At 67.1% G+C, this 23,673-nt stretch carries 25 protein-coding genes; 12 read left to right on the forward strand and 13 right to left on the reverse strand.

What is annotated here, in order from left to right; genetic code table 11:
• Positions 1-19: 19 nt before the first annotated feature.
• The gene (locus IFT82_RS15155; RefSeq protein ID WP_192128299.1) at positions 20-838 is read left to right on the forward strand and encodes a ferredoxin--NADP reductase; all 819 of its coding nucleotides are present in this window, start codon (positions 20-22) and stop codon (positions 836-838) included.
• Between the two features lie 20 nt (positions 839-858).
• Here IFT82_RS15155 and IFT82_RS15160 read toward each other — a convergent pair whose 3' ends face one another.
• Positions 859-2,070 carry an MBL fold metallo-hydrolase gene (locus tag IFT82_RS15160; RefSeq protein WP_199860519.1) on the reverse strand — a complete coding sequence of 404 codons (1,212 nt, stop codon included), beginning with the start codon at positions 2,068-2,070 and terminating at the stop codon, positions 859-861.
• A 138-nt stretch (positions 2,071-2,208) separates the two neighbouring features.
• Between IFT82_RS15160 and IFT82_RS15165 the strand changes: the two genes are divergently transcribed.
• On the forward strand, positions 2,209-3,816 hold the full coding sequence (locus tag IFT82_RS15165; RefSeq protein ID WP_244646801.1) for an amidase: 1,608 nt from the start codon (positions 2,209-2,211) through the stop codon (positions 3,814-3,816).
• Here IFT82_RS15165 and IFT82_RS15170 read toward each other — a convergent pair.
• Entirely contained in the window at positions 3,813-4,268 is a 456-nt protein-coding gene (locus IFT82_RS15170; protein WP_199860520.1) for a DUF2721 domain-containing protein, read from the reverse strand. The two genes, IFT82_RS15165 and IFT82_RS15170, sit on opposite strands and share 4 nt — an antisense overlap.
• 83 nt (positions 4,269-4,351) lie before the next feature.
• Entirely contained in the window at positions 4,352-4,792 is a 441-nt protein-coding gene (locus tag IFT82_RS15175) for a DMT family transporter (protein ID WP_192128301.1), read from the reverse strand.
• Between the two features lie 116 nt (positions 4,793-4,908).
• Between IFT82_RS15175 and glsA the strand changes: the two genes are divergently transcribed.
• Entirely contained in the window at positions 4,909-5,832 is a 924-nt protein-coding gene (gene glsA / locus IFT82_RS15180) for a glutaminase A (RefSeq protein ID WP_192128303.1), read from the forward strand.
• Here glsA and trmB read toward each other — a convergent pair.
• A complete protein-coding gene (gene trmB / locus IFT82_RS15185) occupies positions 5,817-6,497 on the reverse strand; it encodes a tRNA (guanosine(46)-N7)-methyltransferase TrmB (protein ID WP_192128305.1) in 681 nt (226 codons plus the stop codon). The genes glsA and trmB overlap by 16 nt on opposite strands.
• A gap of 71 nt (positions 6,498-6,568) precedes the next feature.
• Between trmB and IFT82_RS15190 the strand changes: the two genes are divergently transcribed.
• The gene (locus tag IFT82_RS15190; protein ID WP_244646803.1) at positions 6,569-7,240 is read left to right on the forward strand and encodes a phosphatase PAP2 family protein; all 672 of its coding nucleotides are present in this window, start codon (positions 6,569-6,571) and stop codon (positions 7,238-7,240) included.
• Here IFT82_RS15190 and IFT82_RS15195 read toward each other — a convergent pair.
• From IFT82_RS15195 to IFT82_RS15210, 4 genes are all read right to left on the reverse strand, one after another.
• A complete protein-coding gene (locus tag IFT82_RS15195) occupies positions 7,203-7,793 on the reverse strand; it encodes a hypothetical protein (RefSeq protein WP_192128307.1) in 591 nt (196 codons plus the stop codon). The two genes, IFT82_RS15190 and IFT82_RS15195, sit on opposite strands and share 38 nt — an antisense overlap.
• Positions 7,794-7,988: 195 nt before the next feature.
• Positions 7,989-9,569: an alkyl hydroperoxide reductase subunit F gene (ahpF, locus tag IFT82_RS15200; protein ID WP_192128308.1), complete on the reverse strand. Its 1,581-nt coding sequence runs from the start codon at positions 9,567-9,569 to the stop codon at positions 7,989-7,991.
• A gap of 113 nt (positions 9,570-9,682) precedes the next feature.
• The gene (gene ahpC, locus IFT82_RS15205; protein ID WP_192128311.1) at positions 9,683-10,246 is read right to left on the reverse strand and encodes an alkyl hydroperoxide reductase subunit C; all 564 of its coding nucleotides are present in this window, start codon (positions 10,244-10,246) and stop codon (positions 9,683-9,685) included.
• 128 nt (positions 10,247-10,374) lie between these two features.
• Positions 10,375-11,724: an MFS transporter gene (locus IFT82_RS15210; RefSeq protein WP_192128313.1), complete on the reverse strand. Its 1,350-nt coding sequence runs from the start codon at positions 11,722-11,724 to the stop codon at positions 10,375-10,377.
• 132 nt (positions 11,725-11,856) lie between these two features.
• Here IFT82_RS15210 and cyoA point away from each other — a divergent pair, with 132 nt between their 5' ends.
• From cyoA to IFT82_RS15245, 7 genes are read left to right on the forward strand one after another with little or no spacing between them, the layout of a single operon-like run.
• Complete coding sequence (gene cyoA / locus IFT82_RS15215; RefSeq protein ID WP_192128315.1) at positions 11,857-13,053, forward strand: ubiquinol oxidase subunit II; 1,197 nt, start codon at positions 11,857-11,859, stop codon at positions 13,051-13,053.
• Between the two features lie 11 nt (positions 13,054-13,064).
• The gene (gene cyoB / locus IFT82_RS15220) at positions 13,065-15,083 is read left to right on the forward strand and encodes a cytochrome o ubiquinol oxidase subunit I (RefSeq protein WP_192128317.1); all 2,019 of its coding nucleotides are present in this window, start codon (positions 13,065-13,067) and stop codon (positions 15,081-15,083) included.
• A gap of 17 nt (positions 15,084-15,100) precedes the next feature.
• A complete protein-coding gene (gene cyoC, locus IFT82_RS15225; RefSeq protein ID WP_192128409.1) occupies positions 15,101-15,772 on the forward strand; it encodes a cytochrome o ubiquinol oxidase subunit III in 672 nt (223 codons plus the stop codon).
• Positions 15,769-16,167, forward strand: a complete 399-nt coding sequence (gene cyoD / locus IFT82_RS15230) for a cytochrome o ubiquinol oxidase subunit IV (RefSeq protein ID WP_192128319.1) — start codon at positions 15,769-15,771, stop codon at positions 16,165-16,167. Before cyoC ends, cyoD begins: the two co-directional genes overlap by 4 nt.
• Complete coding sequence (locus IFT82_RS15235) at positions 16,164-16,856, forward strand: SURF1 family protein (RefSeq protein ID WP_192128321.1); 693 nt, start codon at positions 16,164-16,166, stop codon at positions 16,854-16,856. Before cyoD ends, IFT82_RS15235 begins: the two co-directional genes overlap by 4 nt.
• Positions 16,853-18,154, forward strand: coding sequence for an ATP-binding protein (locus tag IFT82_RS15240; protein ID WP_244646805.1), 1,302 nt, complete (start codon positions 16,853-16,855; stop codon positions 18,152-18,154). Before IFT82_RS15235 ends, IFT82_RS15240 begins: the two co-directional genes overlap by 4 nt.
• Positions 18,151-18,696, forward strand: coding sequence for a response regulator transcription factor (locus tag IFT82_RS15245; RefSeq protein WP_446740978.1), 546 nt, complete (start codon positions 18,151-18,153; stop codon positions 18,694-18,696). Before IFT82_RS15240 ends, IFT82_RS15245 begins: the two co-directional genes overlap by 4 nt.
• A 141-nt stretch (positions 18,697-18,837) precedes the next feature.
• Here the strand turns inward: IFT82_RS15245 and IFT82_RS15250 are convergent, their stop codons facing one another.
• The 3 genes from IFT82_RS15250 to IFT82_RS21355 form a co-directional block, all read right to left on the reverse strand.
• On the reverse strand, positions 18,838-19,227 hold the full coding sequence (locus IFT82_RS15250; protein ID WP_342355124.1) for a GFA family protein: 390 nt from the start codon (positions 19,225-19,227) through the stop codon (positions 18,838-18,840).
• 134 nt (positions 19,228-19,361) lie between these two features.
• Positions 19,362-19,766 carry a limonene-1,2-epoxide hydrolase family protein gene (locus IFT82_RS15255; protein WP_192128327.1) on the reverse strand — a complete coding sequence of 135 codons (405 nt, stop codon included), beginning with the start codon at positions 19,764-19,766 and terminating at the stop codon, positions 19,362-19,364.
• Between the two features lie 129 nt (positions 19,767-19,895).
• Positions 19,896-20,588: a glutathione S-transferase N-terminal domain-containing protein gene (locus IFT82_RS21355; RefSeq protein WP_192128329.1), complete on the reverse strand. Its 693-nt coding sequence runs from the start codon at positions 20,586-20,588 to the stop codon at positions 19,896-19,898.
• 109 nt (positions 20,589-20,697) lie between these two features.
• Here IFT82_RS21355 and IFT82_RS15265 point away from each other — a divergent pair, with 109 nt between their 5' ends.
• Positions 20,698-21,270 carry a TetR/AcrR family transcriptional regulator gene (locus IFT82_RS15265; protein ID WP_192128331.1) on the forward strand — a complete coding sequence of 191 codons (573 nt, stop codon included), beginning with the start codon at positions 20,698-20,700 and terminating at the stop codon, positions 21,268-21,270.
• Between the two features lie 412 nt (positions 21,271-21,682).
• On the opposite strand, the gene IFT82_RS15270 is transcribed toward IFT82_RS15265, so the two are convergent.
• Together IFT82_RS15270 and IFT82_RS15275 are read right to left on the reverse strand one after the other, a co-directional pair.
• The gene (locus tag IFT82_RS15270; protein WP_192128333.1) at positions 21,683-23,278 is read right to left on the reverse strand and encodes an isocitrate lyase; all 1,596 of its coding nucleotides are present in this window, start codon (positions 23,276-23,278) and stop codon (positions 21,683-21,685) included.
• A 125-nt stretch (positions 23,279-23,403) separates the two neighbouring features.
• The gene (locus IFT82_RS15275) at positions 23,404-23,559 is read right to left on the reverse strand and encodes a hypothetical protein (protein ID WP_192128335.1); all 156 of its coding nucleotides are present in this window, start codon (positions 23,557-23,559) and stop codon (positions 23,404-23,406) included.
• Positions 23,560-23,673: the final 114 nt, after the last annotated feature.

The following is a 23,673-nucleotide window of genomic DNA, read 5'->3' on the forward strand; positions in this document are numbered from 1 at the left end:
AAGAAAGCTGTCGGAACCCATGACTGTCGCCACCGAAACCCGCGCGCCTGCGCTGATCCCCGAGAACTCCGCCTTCCTGAGCGCCAAGGTGCTGTGGGTGCGGCACTGGAACGAGCATCTGTTCTCGTTCGCGATCGAACGCCCGGCCAGCTTCCGCTTCCGGTCGGGCGAGTTCGTGATGATCGGGCTGCCCGGCGAGAAAAAGCCGCTGATGCGCGCCTATTCGATCGCCAGCCCGCATTATGCGGAGGAGCTGGAGTTCCTATCGATCAAGGTCGCGGACGGGCCGCTGACGTCGCGCCTGCAACTGATCGAGCCGGGCGACGAGCTGTATCTGGGCAAGAAACCGACGGGCACGCTGGTGCTCGACGCGCTGTTGCCGGGCAAGCGGCTGGTGATGCTGTCGACCGGCACCGGGCTGGCGCCGTTCCTGTCGCTGATGCGCGACCCCGACGTGTATTCGGTGTTCGACAAGGTGGTGGTGGCGCATTCGGTGCGGCGGGTGAGCGACCTGGCCTATCACGCGGAGATGGACGGCCGGCTGGCGGAGGACCCGCTGGTGGCGGACGAGGCGGCGACGCAGTTCCATTACGTGCCGACCGTCACGCGCGAGGCGTTCCACACCGCCGACCGGCTGGGTACGCTGATCGAGGACGGGCGGCTGTTCGCCGGGATCGATGGCGGCACCACGCTGGACCCCGAGACGGACCGAGTGATGCTGTGCGGATCGACCGAGATGATCCGCGACTTCGCCAAGTCACTGGAGGAGAAGGGATTCGTCGAGGGATCGAACGCCAATCCGGGCAGCTTCGTGATCGAGCGGGCGTTCGTGGGGTGATGGGATAGACCGGGAGCCCGTCAGCGCATCGCCGCGACCGCCGGCGTATCGAGGCAGCGGGTCATCGCGTCGTCGGATATGACCGGTGGCGGCACCCGGTCCGCCACCGGCGGTATATCCTGCGGCCGGCCGATCGCGACGGGGGCGAAGCCGGTGCGGCCGGCGCAGCGCATCGCCGCCTTGAGCAGCGCGGGCGGGGTGTCATAGCCTTCGTAGGACAGGCGGAACGTTCCCCAGTGGATCGGGATCGCGGTGGTCGCGCGCAGGCGTTCGAACACCTGCACCGCCTGGGGCGGGCCGATATGGCTGCCGCTCGCCATCTGGCCGAGGGCGAAGCGGAATGCGCCGATCGGGATCAGCGCGAGGCGGATCGGGCCGAGCGCGGCGGCCTCCGCCGGCCAGCGGCCATCGCCCATGCCGGTATCCCCGGCGAAGAACAGATTGCCGCCCGGCAGCGTCACCACGAAGCTGGACCAGAGCGCCCGGTTGCGATCGGTGAACCAGCGGCTGCCCCAGTGATGGTTGCGCGTGACGTGGACGCGCACCGGGCGCTCACCGACCCGCACCGCCTGCCGCCAGTCCGCCGCGATCGCGGGGATGCCGCGCGTGCGCAGGATCGCGTCGTTGCCCAGACCGGTGACGATGAGCGGCCGGTCGCGCCGCCACAGCCGTTCGAGCGTCGGCAGATCGAAATGGTCGTAGTGATTGTGACTGAGCAGGATCAGGTCGATCCTCGGCAGGTCGTCGAACGCGATGCCGGGGGCGACGACCCGTTTCGGTCCACGGCCGAGCGGACCGGTGCGCTCGCTCCACACCGGATCGGTCAGGATATTCAGACCCGGCGTCTGGACCAGCACGCTGGCATGGCCGATCCACGTCGCGCGCATCGGCGTGGTGCCTGGCTGTGCGGGGGTGAGGACGGGTACCGGCGTCGTGGCGGGCAGCAGTTCGGCGGGGGTGGCGGCGCGGATCGGTACCGCCTGCGGCCATGTCGGGCGGCCGTCGCGCCCGGTCATCGCGTTCCAGAGGAAGCGCCAGCGACTGCCGCCGGGGGGACGCGCGGTATCGCTGTCGTCGTCGGGATTGGCGAACCGTGCCCCGTCGAAATGCGCGGTGACGGGACCGCGATAATAGATCCGGTCGAGGAAGTGCGGCACGATCGTGGCCGCGAGCAGGACGACGACCGCCAGCGGGAGGGCGATCCTGACGAGGACCCGGACGATGGCGGCCAATAGCTGTTCCCCGATGTGATGTGCCGCCAACGCGGGGCCGACCGCTCCGGTTCAGTATCGCAGCGGGGCCGGTACGGTTCATCGTGCATCCGCGTCGCCGGCGGGATAGCATCATGGCGATATCGAAGGGGAAACGTCATGCACCGATCCGTCCTGCCACGAATGGCCGCGTTTGCCGCGCTGGCGCTGGGCCCGACGCTGGCCTTGGGACTCGCCGATCCCGCGGCGGCGCGCACGGTGCAGGTCGAGGAACGCTCCATCGACGAGGTTCAGGCCGCGATGACGGCGGGCGGGACGACGAGCGTCGATCTGGTCCGTGCCTATCTGGCGCGGATCGCCGCGATGGATCGCAAGGGGCCGACGCTGCGCAGCGTGATCGCGATCAATCCCGATGCGATTGCACAGGCGCGGATGCTGGATGCGGAGCGCAAGGCGGGCAGGGTGCGCGGGCCGCTGCACGGCGTGCCGATCCTGATCAAGGACAATGTCGAGACGGTGGACCGGATGGCGACGACTGCCGGCAGCCTGGCGCTGAAGAACAACGTCACCGGCCGCGACGCGCCGGTGGTGGCGGAACTGCGCCGCGCCGGAGCGGTGATCCTGGGCAAGACCAACCTGTCGGAATGGGCCAATATCCGCTCGACCCGGTCGATGAGCGGATGGAGTGCGATCGGCGGGCTGGTGCGCAACCCCTATGCGCTGGACCGGACGGCGTGCGGATCGTCGTCCGGATCGGGCGCGGCGGTGGCGGCCAGCTTCGCGGCGGCGGCGGTGGGGACGGAAACCGACGGGTCCGTCGTGTGCCCGGCGTCGATCAACGGGCTGGTGGGGCTGAAACCGTCGATCGGGCTGGTCAGCCGCCGGCATATCGTGCCGATCAGCCATTCGCAGGATACCGCCGGGCCGATGGCGCGCAGCGTCCGCGATGTCGCGGTGATGCTGTCGGCGATGGTGGCGCCCGATCCCGGCGATCCGGTGACGGCGGGGGCGGTGCGGCGGGATTATGCCGCGGGTCTGTCGGCCAGTGCGCTGTCGGGGCTGCGCATCGCGGTGGTGCGGCCGGCGATGACGCCCGATCTGGCCACCCGGTTCGAGGCGGCGCTGGCGGTGCTGCGCGCGGCCGGCGCGGTGCTGGTCGAGGTGACGCCACCCGAGGCGAAGGGGCTGGGCGAGGCGGAGTTCACCGTGCTGAAGACGGAGTTGAAGGCGGACCTGAACGCCTATCTGGCGACGACCCCGGCGGCGGTGACGACGCGGACGCTGGATCAGGTGATCGCCTTCAACCGCGACCACCGCGCCGTCGAGATGCCGTTCTTCGACCAGGAGACGTTCGAGGCGGCGGCGGCGACGAAGGGGCTGGACGATCCCGCCTATAAAAGGGCGCGGGCGACGGCGTTGCGACAGGCCGGCGCCGAGGGGATCGACGCGATGCTGAAGACCGCGAACGCGACCGTGCTGGTCGAGCCGAGCTATGGCGCGGCATGGCCCAGCGATCCGGTACACGGGGATCAATATGGCGGGCCGTCGTCATCCGAATGGCCGGCGGTGGCGGGCTATCCCAACCTGACGGTGCCGATGGGGCTGGTCCGCGGGCTGCCGGTGGGATTGTCGTTCATCGCCGGGCGGCTGGGCGAGGCGACGGTGCTGGGGGCCGGTTATGCCTATGAACAGCGGGCCAGGGCACGGGTCGCCCCGCGATACCGGGCGACGGCGGAGGCCGGACCGGGGCTGGACGGCACGCGCTAGCTGTCCAGATATTCCTTGCGGACGTGGATCGCGCGCAGCGACAGTCGCACCTCGAACATGAACGACACCAGCGAGGCGATCAGCAGGATCATCGCCAGGATGAAGGCGATCGCGACGATGCTGGCGAAATGCAGCTTGCCCAGCGTCGCGACGAAGAGGCTGACGACGACGAGGCTGGTCATCACCGCGCTGGACACCGCGAGGAACAGCGACGCGTTGATGATCGAGATGCGCCGGTCGAGCAGGCGCAGTTCCCAGATGTGGCGATCATGTTCCGGCCCGGTCGAGCGGGGATGCAGCTGTTCCAGCGCGCGTACCCGGTCGACGACGCGGCTAAGCCGGCCGGCCAGCACGTTGAGCAACTGGCCGATCGCGGTCAGCATGAAGATCGGCGACAGCGCCAGCGTGATCGTCTGGGCGACGGTGGTGATGCCGGGCAGCGTCGGGATCATGCGGGAACCTGTCGAGGAAAAGCGGGACGGCCACGCTGGCACGCGGCGCACGGGCAGGGCAAGGCCCGATCGGTCGGGACCGGTCAGCCGCGACGGATGATGACGACCCCGGCCAGCATCAGCGTGACCCCGACCAGCTTGGGCAGGGTGACGGGATCGGTCTTCAGCCCCAGCCCGCCGACATGATCGAGCATCAGCGCGACCCCGACCTGCGTCGCGATCGCCACCGTCACCGTGGTGGCGAGGCCGAGCCGGGGCGCCGCGAACGCCACGGCGGTGACGAACGCCGCGCCGTACAGGCCGCCCAGCCATGCCCAGGGCGGCGCGCCCCGCAGGGCGGCGGGGGGCGTGCGGTCGAACGCCAGCCACACCGCGAACAGGATCGCGCTGCCGATCACGAACGAGACGAGCGTCGCGAGCACGACCGAACCGGACGTGCGGGCCAGCGCGGCATTGGTGGGCGGCTGGGCGGCAAGGCCGATGCCGGCGATCAGCACGACGATCAGGGGAAACAGCGATGGCATAACGGTGCAACGCATAACGGCGCAACATATCGCCGTGCAACGCATGACGGCGCGGTGCTGCCGCACGGATCGCGGATATCGCGGACCCCGCACCCCCGTCGGCACGTTCCGCCGCGATGGACCTGCACCAGATCATCACCGATATCGCCGACGAGATCGCCACCGACGCCGCGACCATCGAGGCCGCCGCCGACGCGAAGCACGCGGGGGCGACGCCCGGCCCGTTCGGCATGGCGATCGCGACCGGCGACGGCGTGCTGACCGCCGGGGCGGCCGCCACCCCCTTTCCGATCCAGAGCATCGCCAAGGTGCTGGCGCTGGATCTGGCATTGTGCGCGCAGGGGGATCGGGTGTTCCGGCGGGTGGGGCGCGAACCGTCGGGCGATCCGTTCAATTCGGTGATCGATCTGGAACGGACGCAGGGCGTGCCGCGCAATCCGTTCATCAATGCCGGGGCGCTGGTCGTCGTCGACATGCTGGTGGCGGACCGGCCGGACGGCGATGCGGTGGTCGATTTCGTGCGCGGGCAGCTGAAGGGGCATCCGGTCACGCTGGATCAGGACGTGCTGAACGAGGGCGGCGACCTCAACCGCGCGATGCTCAGCTTCATGAAGCATCACGACAATCTGGACGGGCCGATCGACCGGGTCATGGACGCCTATGGCAAACAATGCGCGATCGCGGTCGATTGCGTCGGGCTGGCGCTGGCCGGCCGGTTCCTGACGCGGACGCGGATCGACCCGCACAACGAGGGGGAGGCGGAACGCGCACGACGGATGCGCACCGTGCTGGCGCTGATGATGACGTGCGGCCATTATGACGGGTCGGGCGATTTCGCGGTCCGCGTCGGGCTGCCCGCCAAGAGCGGGGTCGGGGGCGGCATCATCGCCATCGCCCCCGAATGTGCATCGATCGCGGTATGGTCGCCGAATCTCGACCAGCACGGCAATTCGATCCTGGGCGTCCGCGCGCTGGAGATGCTGGCGGCGCGGACCGGCTGGTCGGTGTTCGGGCCGGCGATCGATCAGACGCGCAGGTAGCGGAAATACCAGACCTCGTGCCCCTGCCGCCGCGCCTTGCGTTCGTAGCGGGTTTCGGGCCAGTCGTCGGGCCGGACGAGGAAATCCTGCGGGCCGGTGGCGAGCCAGCGGAAATCGCGGCGCGCGTTCATCACCATCATCGACCAGCGGCAATAGGTGGGATCGTCGGTGCCGAGCCGGAACTCGCCGCCGGGGGCGAGCTTGGCGGCGATCGCATCGAGCGGGCCGTGGTTCATCATCCGGCGCTTGGCATGGCGCGCCTTGGGCCACGGATCGGGATGGAGCAGGTAGACGCGCGACAGGCTGGCATCGGGCAGCCGTTCCACCACCTCCAGCGCATCGCCCATGTGCAGCCGGACGTTGTCGAGACCGCCGTTCTGGATATGGCCGAGCGCCCCGACCACGCCGTTCAGGAACGGCTCGCACCCGATGAAGCCGGTATCGGAGTTCGCCGCCGCCTGCCCCGCCAGATGCTCGCCCGCGCCGAAGCCGATCTCCAGGTGCAGGGGACGGTCTTCGCCGAACAGGGTCGCGGCGTTCAGGGCGCCGGTGTCGGGCACCGACAGACGGGGCAGCAGGTCCTCGACCAGGGCGGCCTGACCCTGGCGCAGCTTGTGGCCCTGGCGGCGGCCGTAAAGGCGGCGGATGACGGAGGGATCGTTCATGCGGCCCGCCTGTAGGATGCGGGCCCATAACGGGCAACGGCTCGTTCGGTCGGCAACAGGAGACGGTCACAATGGGCAAGTCCACGACGGACGGCGCGAAGAAGGTGGTGAAGGCGATGGCGCGCGAGGATGTGAAGCGCACGCATCGCGCGACGCGCCAGCATGACGGCCCGGTGCTGCGCGCGGCGGGCAAGGCGAGCGAACTGGCCGACCAGCCGCCGCTGATCGCGCTGTCCACCGCGACGATGGTGGCGGGGATGGTGCTGCGCCATCCGGCGGTGCTGCGCGCGGGCACGCGGATGCTGGCGAGCCATCTGATCGCAACGGGGATCAAGACGGTGCTGAAGAGCGGCATCGACCGCACCCGCCCGGCGCGCGCGGTGAAGGAAGGCCACCGGATCGGCAAGGGCGACGGGGCGGACGACAGCTCGCTCAATTCCTTCCCGTCCGGCCACACCGCCGGCGCGGTGGCGGTGGCGCAGGCGGTGGCGCACGAATCGACGGCGGCGGGGCTGCCGTTGCAGGCGGCGGCGATCGGCGTGGCGGCGATGCAGCCCCGGCGCGGCAAACATTATGTTAGCGACGTGGTGGCCGGGGCGGCGATCGGCTGGGCGTCCGAACGGGCGGCGGGCGCGCTGTTGCGGATCGCCGGGGCGGGCGCGGCGGCGGCGCTGGCACGGTGGCGGGAGGCCCCCGCCGTGGTGGTCAGCGGTCGCGCAGCCGGCGCAACGCCGCCTGATTGAGGCGGCGGGTGAGGACGACGTCACGGGCCAGCGCGCGGCGGAGCGCGGCACCGGCCAGCCGCGGCGCCTCACGACGACGATAGCGTGAGGGGCCAGGCCGGGCGCGGTGGCGGCGGACGGTGCGGGTGCGGGTGCGGATGGTGCCGGCCCGGGGACGCGGCGTTTCGACTACCGGCGATGCGAGGGCGACGACCACGGGGGCAGCGGCAACCGGAGCGGTCGTCGGGAGCGGTGCCGGTTGTGGCGGGGCCGGCGGCGGTGCCGGGACGGCGGCGGGCACGCGCGCGACCATCGGCGGCGGGGCGGATGGCGATGAGGCGGATGGCGGCGGGGCGGGGGTCGAGAGCAGCGGCACCATGACCATGCCGAGCACGGTCACCGTCAGGGCGAAGCCGACCGCGGCGATCCCATCCCGGCCCATGAACCAGCGGCGGCGGGGGGCGGGTGCTTCGGGGGGCCGGGAGGGTGGCGGCACGGGCGGCGCGGTGCCGATGGGCCCCAACGGGGTGAAGATCCGCTCCATCGTGCGGTGAACGGGCTGGTCGTCGAACATCGGGGGCCTTCGTCGCTGTGCGTCGTCAGCTACGTGCCGCATCGCCGGATGGATGGCGATGGCGTATTTTCCATGATGGTGGAACAGCTTGTCGGGAGAAAGACCGGTGCGGGGTGGCCCACCCCGCCGCCGCGACGCCCGTTTCCTTTCCCGCAGGGCAGGAAGACGGACGCCGCCGGCGGCGGGGGTGAAGGCTCAGGCGGCGACCAGCGCCGCATCCTCCACGGGCAGGCGGATCAGATAGTCGAAGGCGGACAGGCCGGCCTTGGACCCTTCGCCCATCGCGACCACGATCTGCTTGTAGGGAACGGTGGTGACGTCGCCCGCCGCGAAGACGCCGGGCAGCGAGGTCTGGCCGCGATCGTCCACCTCGATCTCGCCGCGCGGGGTGAGCGCGATCGTACCCTGCAACCATTCGGTGTTGGGGACGAGGCCGATCTGGACGAAGATGCCCTCCAGTTCGACCTGATGGACGCCGCCGCCCTGCCGGTCCTCATAGCGCAGGCCGACCACCCGGTCGCCGTCGCCGACCACTTCGGTGGTGAGGGCGGAGGTGACGACGCGGACGTTGGGCAGGCTGGCCAGCTTGCGCTGCAACACCGCATCGGCCCGCAGTTCGCCGGCATATTCGATCAACGTGACGTGCGCGACGAGGCCGGCAAGATCGATCGCCGCCTCCACGCCGCTGTTGCCGCCGCCGATCACCGCCACGCGCTTGTCGCGGAACAGCGGACCGTCGCAATGCGGGCAATAGGTGACGCCCTTGTTTCGGTACGCCTCCTCGCCCGGCACGTTCATCTGCCGCCAGCGCGCGCCGGTGGACAGGATGACGGTGCGCGCCTTCAGCGTCCCGCCATCGGCCAGTCGCACCTCGTGCAGCCCGCCTTCATGCGTGGCGGGGACGAGGCGGTCGGCGCGCTGGAGGTTCATCAGGTCGACCGCATAGTCGGCGACATGCTGTTCCATCTGCGCGACCAGCTTTGGCCCCTCGGTCCGGGATACCGAGATGAAGTTCTCGATCGACATGGTGTCGAGCACCTGCCCGCCGAACCGTTCCGCCGCGATGCCGGTGCGGATGCCCTTGCGCGCGGTGTAGATCGCCGCGCCGGCCCCGGCGGGGCCGCCCCCGACGACGAGGACGTCGAACGGCTCCTTGGCGGCCAGCTTCGCGGCGGTGCGCGCGGTGCTGCCGGTGTCGAGCTTGCCGAGGATCTGCTCCACGTCCATCCGGCCCGATGCGAAGAGTTCGCCGTTCAGGAAGATCGCGGGGACGGACATGACGCCGCGACGCGCGACCTCCTCCTGGAACAGCCCGCCCTCGATCGCGACGTGGCGGATGCGGGGGTTGAGGACGCTCATCAGGTTCAGCGCCTGCACCACGTCCGGGCAGTTCTGGCACGACAGCGAGAAATACGTTTCGAAATCATAGTCGCCGTCGAGGGCGCGGACCTGCTCGATCACGTCTTGCGCCAGCTTCGACGGGTGGCCGCCGACCTGGAGGAGCGCGAGGACGAGCGAGGTGAATTCATGACCCATGGGCAAGCCCGCGAAACGGACGCCGATATCGGTGCCGGCGCGGCGGATCAGGAACGAAGGTATGCGTGCATCGTCGGCACGGGTGACGGTGACGTCCGGCGACAGCGCGGCGATCTCGTCCAGCAGCGTCAGCATCTGCCGCGATTTCGCGCCATCGTCCGCCGCGGCGACCAGTTCGATCGGCTGGCGGATATTGGCGAGATAGGTCTTGAGCTGGGCGGTGAGATTGGCGTCGAGCACGGGTCGCTCCCTTCGGTGATGCATCCTCCCCGGCGCGGGGAGGGGAACCGGCAAGGCCGGTGGTGAGGGGGGCTTCGACGAGCGCATCGCTCGGGAAGCCCCCCTCCGTCAGGTCAGATCTTGCCGACGAGGTCGAGCGAGGGGGCGAGCGTCTCTTCGCCCTCTTCCCACTTGGCGGGGCAGACCTCGCCCGGATGCGCGGCGATATACTGCGCGGCCTTGACCTTACGCAGCAGCTCCATCGCGTTGCGGCCGACGCCTTCCGAGGTGATCTCGGTGAACTGGATCACACCCTGCGGATCGACCACGAAGGTGGCGCGGTCGGCCAGACCCTGACCCTCGCGCATCACGCCGAAATTGTTGGTGACGGTGCCGGCGGGGTCACCCAGCATGGTGAAGCGGATCTTGCCGATCGCGGGCGAGGTGTCGTGCCATGCCTTGTGGCTGAAATGCGTGTCGGTGGACACGGAGTAGATCTCGACACCCATGCGCGCGAACGTATCGTGCTGGTCGGCGAGGTCTTCCAGCTCGGTCGGGCAGACGAAGGTGAAATCGGCCGGGTAGAAGAAGAAGATCGCCCACTTGCCGAGCACGTCCGCGTCGGAGACGGTGACGAACTTGCCCTGACGGTACGCCTGGACGCTGAACGGCTTCAGGCTGGTGCCGATGATCGACATGGAAATTCCTTTGTGCATCGCAAGGTGGAACCCGTTCATACCGTGCTGCGGTGCAGCAGGGAAACCGGTTTTGCCTGTCGTGGCGAAAGGGATTTTCGATCACCGGCCGCCGACCGCGGCCGATGGGGTCAGCTCATCCGCTTGCCCATTTCCTTGTTCAGGTAAAGCGCGCCGAGCGTGCAGACCGACCCCGACAACAGATAGGCGCCGACCGACAGCAGCCCGAAATTGCTCGACAGCATCAGCGCGGCGAGCGGCGCAAAGCCGGCACCGATCAGCCAGGCGAGGTCGGAGGTGAGCGCGGAGGCGGTGTAGCGGCGGGCGATCGTGAACTGCGAGGCAATGACGCCCGACGACTGGCCGAAGGCGAGGCCAAGCAGGATGAAGCCGAGGATGGTGTAGATCGTCTCGCCCACGTCGCCGCCGTTGAGCAGCTGCGGCGCGAACCCGCTATAGGCGGCGATCGCCACCGCGGAGACGCCGAGCACGGTGCGGCGGCCGACCCGGTCGGCAAGGATGCCCGAGGCCAGGATCGACAGCACGCCGAAACACGCGCCGATCATCTCGATGACGAGGAAACGCACCGGCGCCTGCTGCGTGAACAGCACGATCCACGACAGCGGATAGACGGTGACGAGGTGGAACATCGCGAAGCTGGCCAGCGGCGCGAACGCCCCGAGCAGGATCACGCGGCCTTCCTTGCGGACCGTCTCGCGGATCGAGGAGGGCTGGAGTTCGCGACTAGCGAACATCTCCTCGAACTCCGGCGTCGCGACGATGCGCAGCCGGGCGAACAGCGCGACGACGTTGATCGCGAAGGCGACGAAGAACGGATAACGCCAGCCCCAGTCGAGGAAATCGCCGGTGGTCAGCGTGGCGAGAAAGAAGGCGAACAGGCTGGCGGCGACGAACAGGCCGATCGGCGCCCCCAGCTGCGGGATCATCGCGTACCAGCCGCGCTTTCCCTCCGGCGCGTTGAGCGACAGGAGCGAGGGCAGGCCGTCCCACACCCCGCCGAGCGCGATGCCCTGGCCGATGCGGAACAGGCCGAGCAGCACTGCGGCATAGGTGCCGATCGAGGCGTAGCCGGGCATGAACCCGACCGCGATGGTAGATCCGCCGAGCAGGAACAGCGCGACCGTCAGGCGCACGCTGCGGCCGTGGCGGCGATCGAGCACGGAGAACAGCGCGGTGCCGATCGGCCGGGCGATGAACGCCAGCGCGAACAGCGCGAACGAATACATCGTGCCCGTCAGCGCATCGACATAGGGGAAGACGAGCGACGGGAAGACGAGAACCGAGGCGATCGCATAGACGAAGAAGTCGAAGAATTCCGACGTGCGTCCGATGATGACGCCGATCGCGATCTCGCCGGGGGCGATGCCGTGGCCGGCGGTGTCGGAACCGCCGGAATTGTTCAGACGCGCGTCGCGTTCGAGTTGCGTCGAGTTCGACACGGTTGCTGCACTCACGGCCATGGCTCCGAATAAACGTGCGGGCGCCGGACGGGCGGGCTCGCAAAGGGGCTTATGACGACAACGCATGGGCGCGGGGATTGGACAAACTGTCCAATGTCGCAGTGCAGCGTAAGTCCCTAGCTGCGCATCGTCATGCTGGATCGTCCCCCCTCATCTTCATCGCGCGGCCTGCGGGCCGCGCTGCCGGGCATCGCCCGTCGCTGGAGCCCGCTCGCGCTGCTGGCGCTGCTGTCGGGGTGCGGCGACCTCGTCGTGCTGAGCCCGGCGGGCGACGTCGCCATGCAGCAGCGCGACGTGCTGCTGATCTCGGTCGGGCTGATGCTGCTGATCGTGGTGCCGGTGATGATCGCGACGGGCGTGTTCGCCTGGCGGTATCGCGCCGCCAACAAGGACGCGACCTACGATCCCGATTTCGACCATTCGACGATGCTGGAACTGGGCATCTGGTCCGCGCCGCTGCTCATCATCATCTTCCTCGGCGCGCTGACGTGGAGCAGCACCCATCTGCTCGACCCGTATCGGCCGATCGACCGGCTGAAGGCGGGGCGGCCGATCCAGCCCGGCGTGAAGCCGCTGGAGGTGCAGGTCGTCGCGCTCGACTGGAAATGGCTGTTCATCTATCCCGAACTGGGCATCGCGACGATCAACGAACTGGCGGCGCCGGTCGACCGGCCGATCACGTTCCGAATCACCGCCGCCTCGGTGATGAATTCCTTCTACATCCCCGCGCTCGCCGGCCAGATCTATGCGATGCCGGGCATGGAGACGAAGCTGCACGCGGTGCTGAACCGGCCGGGCAATTTCGAGGGGATCGCCGCACATTATAACGGTGCCGGCTTCTCCGACATGAAGTTCCGCATGTACGGCATGGACCAGTCCGGCTTCGACCAGTGGGTCGCGCGTGCCAAGGCTGACCCGCGCCGGCTGGACGCGGGCCTGTACCAGCGGCTGGAGAAGCCGACCGAGAAGGTGCCGGTGATCCGTTTCGCCGCGGTCGAGGCCGGGCTGTTCGGCAAGATCGTCAACCGCTGCGTCGAGCCGGGCACCACCTGCATGGCCGACATGATGCAGCACGACCGGCGCGGCGGCGGCGATCCGCACAGCATGCGCCCCGGCGCGGGCAGCCCGCCCGTCAACGACAACGCCCCGCAGGACGGCGACAAGCCCGAAGGTGCGTTGCTGAAGGACCCGGACGAAAAGGGCACGTCCCCGCATCTGAGCAAGGATCGCCTGCCCGGTTCGCCCGGCAAGACCGATCCCGGCGCATCACGCAACCGCGACATGACTGCGCTCGACCCCCGCTTCCTCACCCTCCCCGTTCGCGCCTGAAGGCAACCGACATGGACCCCACCATCCTGAAGACCATCTTCGGCCGGCTGACGATAGAAAGCCTGCCGATCCACGAACCGATCGTCGTCGCCACCTTCGTGGCGGTGATGATCGGCGGCGTCGCCGTGCTGGGCGCGCTGACCTATTTCAAGCTCTGGGGCTTCCTGTGGAAGGAATGGTTCACCAGCGTCGACCACAAGAAGGTCGGCATCATGTACATGGTGCTGGGCATCGTGATGCTGTTGCGTGGCTTCGCCGACGCGATCATGATGCGCGGGCAGCAGGCGATCGCGTTCGGCGCGAACGAAGGCTATTTGAACGCGCACCATTATGACCAGGTGTTCACCGCGCACGGCGTCATCATGATCTTCTTCGTGGCGATGCCGCTGGTGACCGGGCTGATGAACTACGTCATCCCGCTCCAGATCGGTGCGCGCGACGTGGCGTTCCCGTACCTCAACAATTTCAGCTTCTGGATGACCGCCGCGGGCGCCGTCATCATCATGATGTCGCTGTTCATCGGCGAGTTCGCGCGGACCGGCTGGCTGGCTTTCCCGCCGCTGTCCGGGCTGGACTACAGTCCCGATGTCGGGGTCGATTACTATCTGTGGGCGCTGCAGGTGGCGGGCGTCGGCACGACGTTGTCGGGCATCAACCTGGTCGTGACCATCATCAAGATGCGCGCGCCCGGCATGACGATGATGAAGCTGCCGGTGTTCAGCTGGACGAGTCTCTGCACCAACATCCTGATCGTCGCGAGCTTCCCGGTGCTGACCGCGACGCTCGTCCTCCTGTCCCTCGATCGCTACGTCGGCACCAACTTCTTCACGAACCAGGCCGGCGGCAATCCGATGATGTACTTCAACCTCATCTGGATCTGGGGCCATCCGGAGGTGTACATCCTGATCCTGCCGGCGTTCGGCATCTTCTCCGAAGTCACCTCGACCTTCTCGGGCAAGCGGTTGTTCGGCTATACGTCGATGGTCTATGCCACGGTGGTCATCACCATCCTGTCGTACCTGGTCTGGCTGCACCACTTCTTCACGATGGGATCGGGGGCGAGCGTCAATTCGTTCTTCGGCATCACGACGATGATCATCTCGATCCCGACGGGCGCGAAGATCTTCAACTGGCTGTTCACGATGTATCGCGGGCGCATCCAGTTCGAGCTGCCGATGCTGTGGACGGTGTCGTTCATGCTGACCTTCACGGTCGGCGGGATGACGGGCGTGCTGCTGGCGGTGCCGCCGGCCGACTTCGTGCTGCACAACTCGCTGTTCCTGGTGGCGCATTTTCACAACGTCATCATCGGCGGCGTGGTGTTCGGGGCGTTCGCGGGCATCAACTACTGGTGGCCCAAGGCGTTCGGGTACAAGCTGGACAAGAAGTGGGGCCTCGTGTCCTTCTGGTGCTGGTCGATCGGGTTCTGGGTCGCGTTCGCGCCGCTCTACGTGCTCGGCCTGATGGGGGTGACGCGGCGGCTGCGCCACTTCGACGACCCCTCGCTCCAGATCTGGTTCATCATCGCCGCGATCGGCGCCGCGATCATCGCGGTGGGGATCGGTGCCTTCCTGATGCAGATCTTCGTGTCGGTGCGGAACCGCGAGGCGCTGCGCGACGTGACCGGCGATCCGTGGGGCGGCCGTACGCTGGAATGGTCGACCTCGTCGCCGCCGGCGCACTACAACTTCGCGTTCACCCCGGTGATCCACGATCTGGACGCATGGTCGGACATGAAGGCGCGCGGGTACGAGCGGCCGCTGAAGGGCTATATCCCGATCCACATGCCCAGGAATACGGGCACCGGCGTGATCCTGTCGGGGATCAGCGTGGCCTTCGCGTTCGGCATGATCTGGTACATCTGGTGGCTGGCGGCGATCGCCTTTGCCGGGATCATCGCGGTGTCGATCTTCCACAGCTTCAACTACGACCGCGATTACTACATTCCGGCCGACGAGGTATCGCATGAAGAAGGCGAACGCACCCGCCGGCTGGCGGCGACGCCGGCACTCGCAGGGGGTGTGAACTGATGGCCGTCTCCACCACGATGTCCGGGCAGTCGTTACCCGATCCGTCGCGCGCCGAGGCGGCGCGCGACAAGGAGGGCGACGCGCAGCGCAACACCTTCTTCCTGGCGGAGGAGGAATCGCACGATCACGGCGGCATGGGCGGTACCGCGCTCGGCTTCTGGATCTACCTGATGAGCGACTGCCTCATCTTCGCGGTCCTGTTTGCCACCTACGGCGTGCTGGGCACCGCCTATGCCGGCGGGCCGACCCCGCGCGAGATCTTCGAACTGCCGCTGGTCGCGCTCAACACGTCGATGCTGCTGCTGTCGTCGATCACCTACGGGTTCGCGATGCTGGCGATGGAGCGCGGGGCGAAGGCGCAGACGCAAGCTTGGCTGGCGATCACCGGGCTGTTCGGCCTCGCCTTCCTGTCGATCGAACTCTACGAATTCGCGACCCTGATCCACGAGGGCGCGACGCCGCAGCGGTCGGCCTTCCTGTCGTCGTTCTTCACGCTGGTCGGCACGCACGGCCTGCACGTGACGTTCGGCATCGTCTGGCTGGTCACGCTGATGACGCAGGTCGCGAAGCACGGCCTGATCCCGGCGAACAAGCGCCGGCTGATGTGCCTCAGCATGTTCTGGCATTTCCTCGACGTCGTCTGGATCGGCGTCTTCACCTTCGTTTATCTGCTGGGAGTGCTGCGATGAGCGCCGGCCCCGTGAATGTCGCTCATGATGAAGCGAACCACGATCATGATCTGCACAGCCATGGCGACACGCATGGCCACGGATCGCGCAAGAGCTACCTGATCGGCTTCGCGCTGTCGGTGGTGCTGACGGCGATCCCGTTCTGGCTGGTGATGGCGGGCCCGCTGTCCGCCGGGGTGACGGCGATGGCGATCATGGCGTTCGCCTTCGTCCAGATCGTCGTCCACATGATCTATTTCCTCCATATGGACACCAAGTCCGAGGGCGGATGGACGATGATGGCGCTGGTGTTCACCGCCGTGCTGGTCGTCATCACGCTGTCCGGCTCGATCTGGGTGATGTACCACCTGAACACCAACATGATGCCCGCCGAGGCGATGAGCGAGATGCGGTGACGACCCGTCGGCGCCCGCTCCGCCTGGCCATCGCGCTGGGGCTGGGCGGGCTGCTGACCGCGGCGCTGCTGGCGCTGGGCGTCTGGCAGGTGCAGCGCCGGGCGTGGAAGCTGGACCTGATCGCGCGGGTCGAGGCGCGCATCCACGCCGCCCCGGTCGCGCCGCCGGCGTTCGGCCGCGACCCCGCCGCACTGGAATATACCCGTGTCCGCCTGACCGGGCGGTTCCTGCCCGGACCGCCGACGCTGGTGCAGGCGGTGACCGATTATGGCGGCGGCTTCTGGGCGATGCAGCCGTTGCGCACCGCCGCCGGCGTCATCCTCGTCAACCGTGGCTTCGTGCCCGCCGGACGGGCGGCGCCCGCACCCGCCGGCGCGGTATCGCTGGTCGGGCTGATCCGGCTGAGCGAGCCGGGCGGCGGCTTCCTGCGCGCCAACGATCCCGCCGCCGGGCGCTGGTATTCGCGCGATGTCGCCGCCATCGCCGCCGCGCGCGGGATCGCCCCGGTCGCGCCGTGGTTCGTCGATGCGGCGGCGTCGGCCGGTGGGGATTATCCGAAGGGCGGGTTGACGGTGGTGCGGTTCCGCAACAACCATCTGGTCTACGCGCTGACGTGGTTCACGCTGGCGGCGATGGTGACGGGAGCGATGGCGGTGCTGATACGCGGCGAACGGCGCAAGGGCGGATGATCGACGCCCCCTGGCTGTCGCTCGCCCGCCGCGTGACGGGCGGTCCCGACCGGACGGGCGCGCGCAACATGCGCCAGCTGGTCGAACTGCGCTGGCTGGCGGTGGCGGGGCAATTGGTGACGATCCTGATCGTCGGCGGGCCGATGCGGGTACCGCTGCCGCTGGTGCCGATGCTGTCGATCGTCGGGGCGCAGGCGCTGGTCAATCTGGCGAGCGTACCCCGGATGCGGCAGCGGACGATCGGCAACCTCGAACTGTTCGTCGCGCTGTTGTTCGATATCGTCGCGCTGACCGCGCAACTGGGCCTGAGCGGCGGGGCGACCAACCCGTTCGTGTCGCTGTTCCTGTTGCAGGTGGTGCTGGCGGCGATCCTGCTGGAAGCGTGGGCGGCATGGGCAGTGGTGGCGATCACCGGGCTGTGCTTCGCGCTGCTGTCGGTCGTCCATCGCCCGTTGCGGCTGCCGCCGACGCTGGACGCCGCCAGCCTGTACATCATGGGGGCGTGGCTGTGCTTCGGCCTGATCGCCACGCTGCTGATGATGTTCGTGACGCGGATCACCCGCAACCTGCGCGCGCGCGACGCGCGGCTGGCGGACCTGCGCCAGCAGGCGGCGGAGGAGGACCATATCGTCCGCATGGGGATGCTGGCGAGCGGCGCGGCGCACGAACTGGGCACGCCGCTCGCCTCGCTGTCGGTCGCCTTGTCGGACTGGCGGCGGATGCCGGTGTTCCAGCGCCACCGCGACCTGCAGGCCGAGATCGCGGAGATGCAGGGCGAGGTGGCGCGGTGCAAGGCGATCGTCACCGGCATCCTGCAATCGGCGGGCGAACCGCGCGGCGAGGCGCCCGAGGTGAGTTCGGCGCACGTCTTCCTCGACCGGGTGGTGGCGGAATGGCGCGCGACCCATGCCGGCGTCCCGCTCGATTACCGGCGCGAGGCGGTGGCGGATGTCGCGATCGTCGCCGATCCGGCGCTGCGGCAGGCGATCGCCAACGTGCTCGACAATGCCGGCGAGGCGAGCCCGGACGGCATCGAGCTGGAAGCGAGCCGCGGCGACGGGCAACTGGTGGTGGCGGTGCGCGACCGGGGGCCGGGCTTCGCACCCGCGCTTCTCGCCGACTTCGGCAAACCCTATATCTCGACCAAGGGATCGGGGCACGGGGTCGGCCTGTTCCTGGCGGTGAACGTGGTGCGCAAGCTGGGCGGCCGGGCGGAGGCCGCGAACCGCGCGGATGGCGGCGCGGTGGTGACGCTGACGCTGCCGCTGTCGACGATCGGCATGACGGGAGACGCATGATGACGCAGATGCAGGCGCCGACGCTGGTGATCGTGGAGGACGATCAGGTCTTCGCGCGCACGCTGCGGCGATCGTTCGAGCGGCGCGGCTATACCGTGTCGGTGGCGAACGGGCCGGACGAACTGGCGGTGCTGCTGGCGGCGGGCAGTTTCGGCCATGCGGTGGTCGACCTGAAACTGGGCACCGCCTCCGGCCTGGAATGCGTGCAGACGCTGCATGCGCATGATCCGGCGATGCTGATCGTGGTGCTGACCGGCTTCGCCAGCATCTCCACCGCGGTGGAGGCGATCAAGCTGGGCGCGTGCCATTACCTAGCCAAGCCGGCCAACACCGACGATATCGAGGCCGCGTTCGGCAAGGCGGGCGGCGGCGACACCTCCGCCCCGATCAGCGCCCGCCCCAGCTCGATCAAGACGGTGGAATGGGAGCATATCAACGAGGCGCTGGCGGCGACGGGGTTCAACATCTCCGAAACCGCAAGGCGGCTGGGGATGCACCGGCGGACCCTGGCGCGGAAGCTGGAGAAGCGGCAGGTGAATTGAGGGATGGGGGCTGATGGCGGGACCGGTGGGTAAGGGGAGGGGTGGCTTTCGACGGCGCCGGCGCCGATAGCCGGTCAGTCCGCCGCTGCCGGTCGTGTAATGGTGGCAGGTCTCCAGCCGGCGGGCGGTATCATATGGTCGTTACGCGAACTGCGGTAATCCGTCGTGTATCTCGTACCATTCGGCCTTCGAGGCGACGAAATAATGCGCGGTCGGCGGCACCGGCAGCGGCGTATCGAGCGTCCCCAGCCGCAGGCGTACGACATCCGGCATGGTGTCGCGGCGACTGATGATCGACGAACCGCAGTTGGAACAGAAGAATCGCTGGACGCCGGGCAAGGAGTCGAACGCCTTCAACGCGGTTTCACCCTCGATCATCACGAAGTCACCGGCCGCAACGCCAGCATTGGTCGCAAAGGCGGTTCCACTGGCTTTACGGCATCGTGAGCAATGGCAATAGATTGCCGGACCAAGTTGGCCGCGAACCTCGTACTTCACGGTGCCACAGAGGCAACTACCCTTATACATCATAGCTCCTGAGGCTGTATCGCGCCGTGCGAATATTTCGGATACACCGGGTTCATCGTGTAATCCACAAACGAAATGTCCGCCTGCGTCCCGCCTGATGAATGATCGAGGGCAGCAGCGCAGGCGGTCACATCTATTTAGCTGGCCGCGCCGGCCATCCCGGCCTGAAATCCGGCCGTATCGAAATAGTCAGACCAGCGCTTGATCTTGCCGTCCGCATCCAGTTCGAAGATTCCCATCAGCGGGATCGAGGCGATCGTATTTCCCGACGCATCGTACATGTAATCTATCCGTTCGGTCAGCACCTTGTCCCCGACGGCGGCGATGGCGAGCAATTCGAACTTCATCGACGCCATGCCCATGCCCGCACCAAGCTGGTCGATCAGCGCCAGAGCCTGATCCAGCCCCTCGGTCTTGGCAAATCCGACGTTGTCCCAGATGGTCGATGGCGTGAACCAACGGCGATAGGCTTCCGTGATGCCTTTCGTATCCGCGTTCATTGCAGAAACAAATTCGCTCACGATGTCGATTGCGTTGCTCATGGAAAAATCCTTGCTATAACTATCAATAAGAAGTTCGGTTAGAAGATTGGCGGAATAATCCAGCTCCTTGAGTTGGTAACAAATGAAATTGTAATTACATGACTACATGTCGAAGAAGTGACGAACTTGTCATGGCACAGGACTAAGCCGTGCAATATCTTCTGGGCGCGGCGTCTGTCCGGTGCGGTTCTTTACGGCGGGACGCCCGGACACCTTGCCGCGCCAGGCGTGCAGGGCGGTGAATTCCGACGCAATTGGCAAGCCGACGAGGTCGGCGAACATCAGGCCCGCGAACAACGTAATGTCGGGCATCGAAAACCGGTCGCCGGTCAGGAACGGCTGTTTCGTCAACACATCGTTGAAGTACGGCATATTGGCTACGGCATAGGCGCCGCGCCGCTGCCCCCATTCTTCCGCGCCACTCCAGTCAGGCATTCGCCAAGGTCGCAGCGCGGCCCCGAGGCCGGGGGTGCCATAATGGAAATAATCGTCGACGGCATCGATCATCATCATCTCTGCCCGACGCTGCATCATATGGATGAGGCCTTTCTCGCGCGGCGTCGTGCCGGTCAGGATCGGATTGCCATCCAGATTGTCGAGATACTCGGTGATGGCCGTCGATTCGGAGATGATGGTGCCATCATCGAGTTCGAGCACGGGAATCTTCCCGATCGGATTCATCGCCAGGAAATCCGGCTGCTTCTGGGCGGCGGCAATGAGATCGACGCTGACGAACTCGACCTCATCATCGAGATGTTTTTCCGCCAGCACGATTCGAACCCGCATCGGATGCGGCCCGGCCTCCCGGTCATAAATCCTCACGAAGAAGCCTCTCTACCTGCCACTTGATAGGGGAATTAGGGCATCGCAATCGGGCGCGTCAATGCCTATCTGTCAGTTGATAGGGGGTGACGGAGTGTGAGGTATCGGAATGCGTGAAAACACCCGGGAAGCGATTCTGAGCGCTGCGAGGCGTACAGCACAGGCGCGAGGCTATGGTGGCCTGAACTTTCGGGATCTTGCCGCGGATGTGGGTATAAAATCGGCGAGCATCCATTATCATTTCGCGTCCAAGGCCGATCTCGGTGTGGCGGTCGTAAAACGTTATCGGGAAGATGCCACGATTGCCCTGGAGGCCATCTCCGACGAGATGCCTGACCCTCTCTCCTGTCTGCAACGATACACCGATATATTCCGTGCGGTTCTGCAGAACGACAACCGGATGTGCATGAACAATTTCATGTCAGCAGAGTATAGCGACTTGCCGGATGTCGTGAAAACAGAAATAGAGGCCTTTATCGACGTCAACGTCGCGTGGATTGCCAGGCAGCTATCCGCAGCCTCGATCGTTCCGATAGAGAATAGCGAGAAAAGGGCACGAGCCGTCTTCAGTGCCATTGCCGGGGCGCAGCTTCTGGCACGAGGACGGTCGGATATATCTTTCTACGACTCGGCGATCTCGGAATTGCGGGATGCAGGCATTTTGCCATCTGGTGGTAATTGATGTGCCCGATAGTATATCCTGTCAATGTCAGGATAATCATTCCGCCTTTCAACGTCGGACAGGGTGGTGATCCGAGTAGCCGAGCCATCAGCCGGCAGCGGCCCCATGGCTGGGTGCATTGATCGGGGCCGGGCGGTGATGGTCGACGCCGAGACGGAAAACGCCCGATCGGGAGGCCTGTTCGGACAGTCGCCCCAACCGCCGTTCCGGATATCTGCTTTCCCGAAAACCTGTTCCCGATCGTCAGCTACCGTTCGACGGTAAGAGACGGGAATGGCCACACGGGCCGGATAGCCGCTTTCAGGGTCGCGGATGGTCGTCTGGCGCGTTCGGCAACGGGTGACGGCGCGCATGTCGCTGGCGAGTTCGCGATCGACCAAGCCCCCCTCCGACCGGGAGGGGGGCTTTCCCGTCACGCCGCGAACTGGTTCATCGTGTTGTGGGCGCCGCCGGCCTTCAGCGCCGCCTCGCCCGCGAAATAGTCCTTGTGATCGTCGCCCAGGTCGCTGCCCGACATGTTCTGGTGGCGGACGCAGGCGATGCCTTCGCGGATTTCGGTGCGCTGGACGCCCTTCACATAGCCCAGCATCCCCGCTTCGCCGAAATAGTCGCGGGCGAGATGGTCGGTCGACAGCGCGGCGGTGTGATAGGTCGGCAGGGTGATGAGGTGGTGGAAGATGCCGGCGCGCGCCGCCGCATCCCGCTGGAAGGTGCGGATGCGCTCGTCCGCCTCGATGCCGAGCGGCGTGGCGTCGTAATCGACCGACATCAGGCGGGTACGATCATAGCCGGATACGTCCTCGCCCGCCGCGGCCCATGCATCGAACACCTGGCAACGGAAATTCAGCGTCCAGTTGAAGCTGGGGCTGTTGTTGTAGACCAGTTTCGCGTTCGGGATCACCGCGCGGATGCGGTCGACCATGCCGGCGATCTGCTCGATATGCGGCTTCTCCGTCTCGATCCACAACAGGTCGGCACCGTGCTGGAGCGCGGTGATGCAGTCCAGCACGCAGCGATCCTCGCCCGTCCCCTCGCGGAAGCGGTAGAGGTTGGAGGGCAGGCGCTTCGGGCGGAGCAGCTGGCCGTCGCGGCTGATGACGACGTCGCCGTTGCCGATCCGCGCGGGATCGATCTCGTCGCAGTCGAGGAAGCCGTTGTAGAGATCGCCGAGGTCGCCGGGTTCGGTGGAGCAGGCGATCTGCTTGGTCAGTCCGGCGCCCAGTGAATCGGTGCGGGCGACGATGATGCCGTCGTCGACGCCCAGTTCGAGAAAGGCGTAGCGGCAGGCGCGGATTTTGGCGAGGAAGTCCTCGTGCGGGACGGTGACCTTGCCGTCCTGATGGCCGCACTGCTTTTCATCGGACACCTGGTTCTCGATCTGGAGCGCGCAGGCGCCCGCCTCGATCATCTTGCGCGCCAGCAGGTACGTCGCCTCGGCATTGCCGAAGCCGGCGTCGATATCGGCGATGACCGGCACGACATGGGTTTCGTGGGCGTCGATCGCGTTCAGCAGCCGCTGTTCCTCGATCGCGTTGCCGGCGTCGCGCGCATGATCGAGATCGCGGAACATCATGCCCAGTTCGCGGGCGTCCGCCTGGCGGAGGAAGGTGTACAGTTCCTCGATCAGCGCGGGCACGCTCGTCTTCTCGTGCATCGACTGGTCGGGCAGGGGGCCGAACTGCGACCGCAGCGCGGCGACCATCCAGCCCGACAGATACAGGTAGCGGCGGTCGGTGGTGCCGAAATGCTTCCTGATGCTGATGATCTTCTGCTGCGCGATGAAGCCGTGCCAGCAGCCCAGCGACTGGGTGTAGGCGGCCGGGTCCGCATCATAGGCGGCCATGTCGCGGCGCATGATCGCGGCGGTGTGGCGCGCGATGTCCAGCCCGGTGCGGAACCGGTTCTGCGCCTGCATCCGCGCGACCGCGCCGGCATCGATGCCGGCCCATGCCTCGCCATGGCGGCGGACGAGCCGGTCGGCGGTGGTGATGCGATCCTGATAGGTCATGTCCCTGATCCTCTGGCGTCCGGGCAGGCGGAAACATCCGCCGGCGCGTCATCCACGCCGGCGGACGTCCTTTCCTCCCCAGGAAAGTCGGTAAAAGCGTCGGCCCCGTCGGCGGGGCCGGACCGTCAGCCCAGACGGCCGAGGCGGTGGTAGAGGTTGGCGAACTTGACCGACTTCGGGTCGTCCGCGACCTTGCGGAGGTAGTCGGCGACCGCCTCCTTCATCAGGCCGAAATCCTCGGTCGAAAACACGGCGCGGCTGCGGGTCGGCTCCTTGGTCATGCTGTCCTCCATCATCCACCCATCGGCGTGGCGGGTGTCGCTGTGCGAACGGAATGCGGCATTCCCTGCGGGGACGGAATGGAATATCGGATTGATTCGGGTCTGACCGTGATC

Source organism: Sphingomonas sp. CFBP 8760, assembly GCF_014841615.1.
In the GTDB taxonomy this organism is placed as follows: domain Bacteria; phylum Pseudomonadota; class Alphaproteobacteria; order Sphingomonadales; family Sphingomonadaceae; genus Sphingomonas.

Bases quoted from the DNA above. Each gene is read 5' to 3' on its own strand.
- IFT82_RS15155 (WP_192128299.1), top strand. From the start codon at position 20: ATGACTGTCGCCACCGAAACCCGCGCGCCTGCGCTGATCCCCGAGAAC.
- IFT82_RS15165 (WP_244646801.1), top strand. From the start codon at position 2,209: ATGCACCGATCCGTCCTGCCACGAATGGCCGCGTTTGCCGCGCTGGCG.
- IFT82_RS15170 (WP_199860520.1), bottom strand. From the start codon at position 4,268: ATGATCCCGACGCTGCCCGGCATCACCACCGTCGCCCAGACGATCACG.
- IFT82_RS15175 (WP_192128301.1), bottom strand. From the start codon at position 4,792: ATGCCATCGCTGTTTCCCCTGATCGTCGTGCTGATCGCCGGCATCGGC.
- glsA (WP_192128303.1), top strand. From the start codon at position 4,909: ATGGACCTGCACCAGATCATCACCGATATCGCCGACGAGATCGCCACC.
- trmB (WP_192128305.1), bottom strand. From the start codon at position 6,497: ATGAACGATCCCTCCGTCATCCGCCGCCTTTACGGCCGCCGCCAGGGC.
- IFT82_RS15190 (WP_244646803.1), top strand. From the start codon at position 6,569: ATGGGCAAGTCCACGACGGACGGCGCGAAGAAGGTGGTGAAGGCGATG.
- IFT82_RS15195 (WP_192128307.1), bottom strand. From the start codon at position 7,793: ATGTTCGACGACCAGCCCGTTCACCGCACGATGGAGCGGATCTTCACC.
- ahpC (WP_192128311.1), bottom strand. From the start codon at position 10,246: ATGTCGATCATCGGCACCAGCCTGAAGCCGTTCAGCGTCCAGGCGTAC.
- IFT82_RS15210 (WP_192128313.1), bottom strand. From the start codon at position 11,724: ATGGCCGTGAGTGCAGCAACCGTGTCGAACTCGACGCAACTCGAACGC.
- cyoA (WP_192128315.1), top strand. From the start codon at position 11,857: ATGCTGGATCGTCCCCCCTCATCTTCATCGCGCGGCCTGCGGGCCGCG.
- cyoB (WP_192128317.1), top strand. From the start codon at position 13,065: ATGGACCCCACCATCCTGAAGACCATCTTCGGCCGGCTGACGATAGAA.
- cyoC (WP_192128409.1), top strand. From the start codon at position 15,101: ATGTCCGGGCAGTCGTTACCCGATCCGTCGCGCGCCGAGGCGGCGCGC.
- cyoD (WP_192128319.1), top strand. From the start codon at position 15,769: ATGAGCGCCGGCCCCGTGAATGTCGCTCATGATGAAGCGAACCACGAT.
- IFT82_RS15240 (WP_244646805.1), top strand. From the start codon at position 16,853: ATGATCGACGCCCCCTGGCTGTCGCTCGCCCGCCGCGTGACGGGCGGT.
- IFT82_RS15245 (WP_446740978.1), top strand. From the start codon at position 18,151: ATGATGACGCAGATGCAGGCGCCGACGCTGGTGATCGTGGAGGACGAT.
- IFT82_RS15250 (WP_342355124.1), bottom strand. From the start codon at position 19,227: ATGATGTATAAGGGTAGTTGCCTCTGTGGCACCGTGAAGTACGAGGTT.
- IFT82_RS15255 (WP_192128327.1), bottom strand. From the start codon at position 19,766: ATGAGCAACGCAATCGACATCGTGAGCGAATTTGTTTCTGCAATGAAC.
- IFT82_RS15265 (WP_192128331.1), top strand. From the start codon at position 20,698: ATGCGTGAAAACACCCGGGAAGCGATTCTGAGCGCTGCGAGGCGTACA.
- IFT82_RS15270 (WP_192128333.1), bottom strand. From the start codon at position 23,278: ATGACCTATCAGGATCGCATCACCACCGCCGACCGGCTCGTCCGCCGC.
- IFT82_RS15275 (WP_192128335.1), bottom strand. From the start codon at position 23,559: ATGACCAAGGAGCCGACCCGCAGCCGCGCCGTGTTTTCGACCGAGGAT.